1 rRNA gene (running past one end of the window) is annotated in these 1,503 nt (G+C 57.0%); it reads right to left on the bottom strand.

The annotated features are described in order from the left end of the window. Window positions 1-1,503: ribosomal RNA gene (locus tag ACYQ6T_RS10555) — 23S ribosomal RNA — on the bottom strand (its annotated part continues 607 nt past the right edge of the window); the annotation flags it as partial.

Raw genomic sequence — 1,503 nt, 5'->3', positions numbered from 1 at the left:
GCCTCCCACCTATCCTACACAGGCCACATCAAAGTCCAATGCAAAGCTGCAGTAAAGGTTCATGGGGTCTTTCCGTCTAGCCGCGGGTAGATTGCATCTTCACAACCACTTCAATTTCGCTGAGTCCCAGCAGGAGACAGTGGGGCCACCGTTACGCCATTCGTGCAGGTCGGAACTTACCCGACAAGGAATTTCGCTACCTTAGGACCGTTATAGTTACGGCCGCCGTTTACCGGGGCTTCGATCAGGAGCTTGCACCCCATCACTTAACCTTCCGGCACCGGGCAGGCGTCACACCCTATACGTCGACTTTCGTCTTTGCAGAGTGCTGTGTTTTTAGTAAACAGTCGCAGCCCCCGATTCTCTGCGACCCCCAGGCGCTTCAGGGGCAAGCCCTTACACCCCCAGGGGCACACCTTCTCCCGAAGTTACGGTGTCAATTTGCCGAGTTCCTTCTGCTGGGTTCTCTCAAGCGCCTTGGTGCTTTGACACCAGCCCACCTGTGTCGGTTTGCGGTACGGTCACCGTGCAACTGAAGCTTAGAGGCTTTTCCTGGAAGCTTGGGATCGCGCCTAGAGGAGAACCGAGGTTCTCCTCCCCATCACCTCTTGTCGATGCTGGGCGGATTTGCCTACCCAGCCTGACTACGGGCTTAGACCAGGGCGTCCAACACCTGGCGGCGTTACCCTTCTTCGTCCCCCCATCGCATTGCACGGTGGTACGGGAATATTGACCCGTTTCCCATCGACTACGCTTTTCAGCCTCGCCTTAGGGGCCGACTCACCCGACGCCGATGAACGTTGCGTCGGAAACCTTGGGCTTTCGGCGAAGGGGCTTTTCACCCCTTTTATCGCTACTCATGTCAGCATTCGCACTTCGGATACCTCCAGAGAACCTCTCGATTCTCCTTCGCAGGCTTACCGAACGCTCCCCTACCACGCACACAGGAGTGTGCATCCGCAGCTTCGGCTCGTGGCTTGAGCCCCGTTACATCTTCCGCGCAGGACGACTCGACTAGTGAGCTATTACGCTTTCTTTAAAGGGTGGCTGCTTCTAAGCCAACCTCCTAGCTGTCTTAGCCTTCCCACTTCGTTTCCCACTTAGCCACGCATTGGGGGCCTTAGCTGGCGGTCTGGGTTGTTTCCCTCTCGACACCGGACGTTAGCACCCGGTGTCTGTCTGCCGCATAGCGCTTTGCGGTATTCGGAGTTTGCTATCGCGGGGTAGATCGCAATGACCCCCCCAACGATGACAGTGCTCTACCCCCGCAAGCGTCGATGCGACGCGCTACCTCAATAGCTTTCGGGGAGAACCAGCTATTTCCGGGTTTGTTTGGCCTTTCACCCCTATCCACAGCTCATCCCCTACTTTTGCAACAGTAGTGGGTTCGGGCCTCCAGTGGGTGTTACCCCACCTTCACCCTGGCCATGGATAGATCACCCGGTTTCGGGTCTACGTCCAGCAACTCGTCGCCCTTATCAGACTCGGTTTCCCTACGCCTCC

Source organism: Hydrogenophilus islandicus (genome assembly GCF_054657095.1).
Note: the sequence above shows the minus strand (reverse complement) of the source record. Positions and strands in the feature narration are given on the sequence as shown.